This is a genomic window from Bradyrhizobium sp. PRIMUS42, from assembly GCF_023006515.1.
GTDB lineage: Bacteria > Pseudomonadota > Alphaproteobacteria > Rhizobiales > Xanthobacteraceae > Bradyrhizobium.
In genome coordinates this window covers 1-5,745 of the sequence record NZ_JALBGZ010000416.1, presented here as the reverse complement: position 1 = coordinate 5,745, position 5,745 = coordinate 1, and the positions used below count along the sequence as shown (strand labels likewise).

General features: G+C 63.7%; 6 protein-coding genes. 2 read left to right on the top strand and 4 right to left on the bottom strand.

What is annotated here, in order from left to right; genetic code table 11:
- On the top strand, positions 1 to 755 hold a 755-nt coding region (locus MOV75_RS25220), incomplete at its 5' end, for a S9 family peptidase (RefSeq protein WP_247006796.1).
- A 6-nt stretch (positions 756 to 761) separates the two neighbouring features.
- On the opposite strand, the gene MOV75_RS25215 is transcribed toward MOV75_RS25220, so the two are convergent.
- Complete coding sequence (locus tag MOV75_RS25215; RefSeq protein ID WP_246922396.1) at positions 762 to 1,268, bottom strand: MarR family winged helix-turn-helix transcriptional regulator; 507 nt, start codon at positions 1,266 to 1,268, stop codon at positions 762 to 764.
- Between the two features lie 400 nt (positions 1,269 to 1,668).
- Here MOV75_RS25215 and MOV75_RS25210 point away from each other — a divergent pair, with 400 nt between their 5' ends.
- Positions 1,669 to 3,225, top strand: a complete 1,557-nt coding sequence (locus MOV75_RS25210) for a porin (protein WP_246922399.1) — start codon at positions 1,669 to 1,671, stop codon at positions 3,223 to 3,225.
- 263 nt (positions 3,226 to 3,488) lie between these two features.
- Here the strand turns inward: MOV75_RS25210 and MOV75_RS25205 are convergent, their stop codons facing one another.
- The 3 genes from MOV75_RS25205 to MOV75_RS25195 all read right to left on the bottom strand — a co-directional run bounded on the left by MOV75_RS25205 (position 3,489) and on the right by MOV75_RS25195 (position 5,374).
- Positions 3,489 to 3,962: a GcrA family cell cycle regulator gene (locus MOV75_RS25205; RefSeq protein WP_246922402.1), complete on the bottom strand. Its 474-nt coding sequence runs from the start codon at positions 3,960 to 3,962 to the stop codon at positions 3,489 to 3,491.
- Positions 3,963 to 4,034: 72 nt separating this feature from the next.
- On the bottom strand, positions 4,035 to 4,232 hold the full coding sequence (locus MOV75_RS25200) for a hypothetical protein (protein WP_007603456.1): 198 nt from the start codon (positions 4,230 to 4,232) through the stop codon (positions 4,035 to 4,037).
- A gap of 200 nt (positions 4,233 to 4,432) precedes the next feature.
- Entirely contained in the window at positions 4,433 to 5,374 is a 942-nt protein-coding gene (locus tag MOV75_RS25195; RefSeq protein WP_246922404.1) for an acetamidase/formamidase family protein, read from the bottom strand.
- Positions 5,375 to 5,745: the final 371 nt, after the last annotated feature.

Below are 5,745 nucleotides of genomic sequence, written 5' to 3'. Positions count from 1 at the left end.
ACCTTTCGGCGCGCAGCCCGGCGGGCGAGGTCGTGACGATTCCCTGGCTCGACGGGCACGCGTTGCAGGGCTACTTCCTCCCTGCGCCGTCGGGAAGCGGCCAGGCGCCGACCGTGATCTGCATCGGCGAGCCCGGCCACCGCAAGGAGGAGTTCCTGTTCAAGCTCGTGCCGCATGCGCGCGAGCGTGGATTCTCGATGCTGGCGCTTGATCTGTTCGGCGACCAGCGCGACGATTTTATCGATGCGCTGCTGCGGCGGAGCGATCTCGAGAGCGCGATTCCCTGCGTCATGGACTATCTGGAGGCGCGCAGTGACGTCGATTTCGCGCGCGTCGGAATCATCGCCGACGGCTGGGGCTCTTCCTTCGTGGCGCGTGCGGTGATGCAGGAGCCGCGGCTTGCCGCCGCCGTCTGCGATGGCGGCCTGTGGGACCTGCACGAGCGGGCCTACTTTGCCAGCCGATTCGCGATGAGCGACCTCAGCATCGTGCCGGTGCCGCATGCGCCGCTGATGGCCTCCAGCGCCGACTGTCCGGTGCTGATCACGCTCGGCGAGGACGGCTGGCTCAAGGCCGACCGGGCGCGTCAGATCGTCCAGAACCCCCGGCTCGGCAGCTCGAACGTCATGTTGAAGGTGTTCACTGCGGCCGAGACCGGTGCGGAGCAGGGCCATGCGGACAATCCGAGCCTTGCCAACGAATACATCTTCGACTGGCTCGAATCGCGGCTCGGCGCCGCTGCCCGGCGGATCTGAGCGCCGCTAGAAGTCGAGCGAGATCCGGACGCAGGCCTTCTCGAGGCGATTCTTCAGCGTCGCGAGCTTGGTGGTGAATTCCGTCAGTTCGTTCTCGTCGAACTCCTGGAAGACGAATTCGCGGATCGTCTTGTACTGCTCGTTGAGGCTTGCGATGTGCTTCTGTGTCTTCTCGGCCAGCGACAATCGCACCACGCGGGCGTCGGTCGGCGAGGGGCGACGGCGCAACAGGCCCTTCTTCTCGAGCAGCTTGGACTGCGTGGTGATGAAGGACGGATCGACGTTGAGGAGCTTGGAGACGGCGTTGACCGGGATGCCATCGTCCTTGTCGAGGTCGGAGATGGCCATCAGGATCAGCCATTGCGGGCCGCTGATGCCGAGCGTCTTCGCCCAGAACTGACGCAATTCCTCCAGATGCATGTTGATCGACGATATCTCCCAGGTGAAGCGCCTGATGATATCCAGGTTGCCGATCGAGCGCATTCGCGCTCCTTCTTTCCTCGTCGCGGACACAGCGTCACTCCAGTGAACGATAGTTCAGGCCGGTGTTCGTTGAGGGCCATAGTCCACGCAAGCCTGCTCTGACGCAAGTGCAGAGCAGGGTAATCTCGTCATTAAAATTACAAAGATGATCTGCTCAGCGAGTGGGCCGGGAACATACGGTGTGGCGCGCGGGGCACAGGTGAACGAAACCATAAGGCTGATCTAATAAACTATTTTGATTAGCGAACGACGCACTGCATATTGTTCCCTGACGGTGGGGGGTACTCGATCGTCCCGTTGCAGGTGGTTCGCTCACGTTCCTCGCGTCGAAAAGCGGGGGTGTCCGAAAGCGGCCGAGCGGATTTGAGAGGCGGGGATCTGGGGGGCCTCACGGTCCGTCTCCGCAGAATGAGCAACTTGGAGGTTTTAAATGAAAGTGGTGAAGAGCCTTTTGCTCGGCACTGCGGCTGGTCTGATCGCCGTCGGTGGAGCCCAGGCGGCCGATCTTCCGGTCAAGGCCAAGGCAGTCGAGTACGTCAAGATCTGCTCGCTGTACGGCGCGGGCTACTACTACATCCCCGGCACCGACACCTGCATCAAGCTGGGCGGCTATGTGCGCGCCGAAGTGGCGCTCAATGCCGGCGGTAACTACAGCGCCCAGTACAACGGCGTGTTCGCGGCCAACAACCGCCTGACCAACTACTACTCGATGCGCGCTCGTGAAGATCTCAACATCGACACGCGCACCGCGACCGAATACGGCGTCGTCCGCACCTATTTCGACGCGGTCTTCACCTGGACGACCGGCAATTACGGCGGGACGGGTTCGGCCACGGGCGCGACGCAGTACAGCGGCACGATCGGCCTCAATGCGGCCGGCACCGGTCTCACCGGCTCGAGCGGCGGCAACGTCAACGGCACCGACGGCAACACCTCGGGCGGTGCGCTCGGCGTGTATTACGCCTTCATCCAGTTCGCCGGCTTCACCATGGGTAAGGCCGTGTCGCAGTTCGACGCGCCCTGGATCAACTATCCCGGCAACAACTTCGACCAGCTCGTCGGCGGCAGCGGCAGCACCAACGGCGTGGCGCAGTTCACCTACACGGCCGATTTCGGCCAGGGCATCACGGCCGCGTTCTCGGCGCAGGACCAGACGCAGGTCTTCCAGACCAGCCTCTGGAACACGGCGGGCATGTCGACCACGGGCGTGCTCGGCGGTGCGTACGGCTCCAACGCCATCGGCGGCAGCCGCTCGCCGGACCTCGTCGCGATGGTTCGTGTCGATCAGGCCTGGGGCCTTTTCCAGGCGTCGGTCGCCGCGCACGACAACCATGTCGCCTATTACGGCGCCAACGAAGCCACTGGTCATCCGGAAGACAAGTGGGGCTGGGCCGTTCAGCTCGCGTTGGGCATCAAGAACATCCCGACCGGCGCAGGCGACGTGATCAACATCTCGGGCGTCTACACTGAAGGCGCGAGCCGCTACAACTTCCAGGAGCTGGCCGCGACCAGCTACTCGATGTTCGGCAGCTCGAATGCCGCTTATCAGAGCATCGGTTTCGCCGGCGTGTCTGACGCGGTGTTCGCGCCCGGCGGCGGCCTCGAGCTGACCAAGACCTATGGCTTCCGGGGTGCCTTCACCCACAACTGGAGCCCGTACTGGAACACGGCGCTCTACGGCGCGTGGGCTGCGGTCAACTACAACGGCACCGCGAAGGGCCTGATCTGCGGCAGCGCCGCGTTCGCCACCCTGACCGGCACCTGCAACCCGGACTTCAGCATCGGCCAGGTCGGCGTCATCACCCGCTGGACCCCGGTGAAGAACCTGACCTTCTCGGCTGACTTCACCTACAGCCATCTCGATCAGAAGTATTCGGGTGCGATCACGACCGCAGCGCTGACGGGCGTCGCCAAGCCGGCGGCGACCTACGAGCTGAAGGACCAGGACACCTACAGCCTGCTGCTGCGCGCCCAGCGCAACTGGTAAGCTTTCGGGTTCTTCGATGCGACACAGCCCCGGCGGGAGACCGCCGGGGCTTTTTTTGCGCGGACTTTCGGAAATCCCAATGGCCCGTGCAGCGGACGAGGACGTGCCATGCGCTTCAACCGTCCTCGAATTAATTTACTTACATGAGCTACTAAGCTATATAGCTTTCAGCCAGATACGAAAGTTGCGGCTCTTAGCTTCATGCTAAGCCTCCAGAAACCTCCGGTGATGCCCCGCCGGAGGTTTTTCGTTTTGGATGGGCTTCAACCGCGCATGACGCGGGCGCGTGCGTTCGGCCGGTAGGCGAGGCGGCTGTGGCCGGCGCAATAGGGCTGGCCGTCGGGCGCGGAGTTGCCGCAGAAGCAGAAATCCTCGGCGCCGGGCGTCGAGATCGGCCAGCGGCAGCGGTTCTCGGCAAGCTCCAGCAGCGAGCAGCGATTGGCGTCGTCGATCGGACCCGTCACCACGGGGGCGTCGGTCTCGCCATAGATCGTGGCGAGCATCTCATATTGCAGCCGTGGCACGGCCCTCGATGCCCGCGCCAAGCCCCGCTCCTGAACCTTGCGGTCGTCATTCGTCCGGCCACGCGTCAGATTGAGGCGAGACAGCTTGCCGATCACGGCGTTGCGGCTGACGCCGATGTCGGCGGCGATCTCGCGGCAGGAGAGGCCGGCCTCGAAGTGCCGCTTCAGAAGTTCGATGCGTTCGTCGGTCCAGGTCGGGGAGAGAACAGGCATGTGTAACGGTCCCAGGTTGCAGATGTGGCCATCCGCTTCTCGAAATCCGTCCGCTTCACGTTCGGCGCGCGCTCACGTCCTGCCATTGTCGCGGATCGACAAAAGTCCGTCCTTGATGGCGAGACGGATGCCTTCCTCGATCAAGGTACGCGCGACGCCGGGAACGCTGGTGCCGTGGGTGCCCTGTCTCACCAACTTCTCCAGGTAGGTGATGGTCGAGAGCGCCAAGGTTACGGGAATACGGTCAGTCTCGGCTTTTTCGGTGGCCATGGCCTGAACGCTAGCCTCTTACTCAGGTACATAAAAGTAACGATTAAGACTCTATTTAGGTTCGGGGACGGAAGTCAAATGCAGCCTGAGCTTGACGCTCAGTGTGTTGGAATCGCACAGGAAATCAGACACGACTGGGATCGCCGCGCGGACGACCGGCGGCGGCGTGGCGTCAACAGGTCGGGGAACGGTGGCCGGGCTCAGCCGTGCACGAGCGCCTTTTCGATCATGCAATGGATGCCCTTGGCGCCGTTGACGGTCTGGGTCACCCGCAGATCGGCCGCCAGGCTGCACAGCGTGTAGGCGTCCTCGCGCGACAGGTTTCGCTTCTCGCCGAGCAGTGCGATCATGTCGCGCAGCGCGCGCACCACGCATTGGTCGAGGTCGGGGTCCATCGCCATGGTCATGTAGTGGGTCGCCGTCTCGGCGCGGGGATAGTCGAACCGGAGGTCCTTGCGCAGCGTCAGGCGGAAGCGGCCCTGGAGCGCAGTCTCGATCGCGGTGACGCAGACTTCGCCGTCGCCTTGCACGCCATGGCCGTCGCCGCAGGAGAACATCGCGCCCGGCACGAACACCGGCAAATAGAGCGTCGCGCCGGCACCTAACTCCTTGTTGTCGAGATTGCCGCCCATGGCGCGCGGGATCAGCGAGGAGATGCGGCCCCAACTCGGTGGCGGTGAAACGCCCATCACGCCGAAGAACGGTTTGAGGGGCAGATCGAGGCCCCACGGCATGCGGCCGACCATCCTGATACGGTCGAGCGGGATGTTGAGGATGCGCGTCTCGTGGAAATCGTCGGGCAGGGTGCCGGACAACGGCTTGATCATGTTCCAGCCCCAATCCTGCCGGAGCTGAACGTCGAGGATCTCGACCGCGAGCACGTCGCCGGGCTCGGCGCCTTCGACCGCGATCGGGCCGGTGAGGATGTGGCCGGGCAGCATGCGCTCGTTGTCGGCGTGAACCTCGTGCATCTCGGGCGGTATATGAAACTTGTCGCGGTCGGGCAGCATGTCGGGGCCGCCGCTGATGGTGTCGACCGTTACCTCATCGCCGCTCGCGATGGTGAGGACGGGCTTGAGCGCGGCTTCGAAGAAGCCCCAATGGCAGGTTTTGGGGCTGGAATGCAGGTGGTGATGGGTCATTTGCCGCGTCCGGTCACTTTCATCAGGCCGGGCTTGACCCGGCGATCGATCCTCTTTCAAGAAGATTTCCGAGGATCGTCGGGCAGGTCAAGCCCTGCGCAGACTGCAAGATCATTCCAGCGAGGCTTCCCTGTTTTTCGTTCTGTCCAAGACCCTCGGCGCCGCGCTGCTGCCGATCAACCTTCTGGTCGAGCTCGGCATCCTGTCGCTGGTGCTGATGGCGACGCGCTTTGCCGCGCTCGGCCGCAAGCTTGCCGTGACCACGCTGGTGCTGCTGGCGCTGGCGGCGTTCTCGCCGCTCGGCAATCTCCTGATCTATCCGCTTGAATCGCGCTTTCCCGCGTGGGACGCCTCGCGCGGCGCGCCCGACG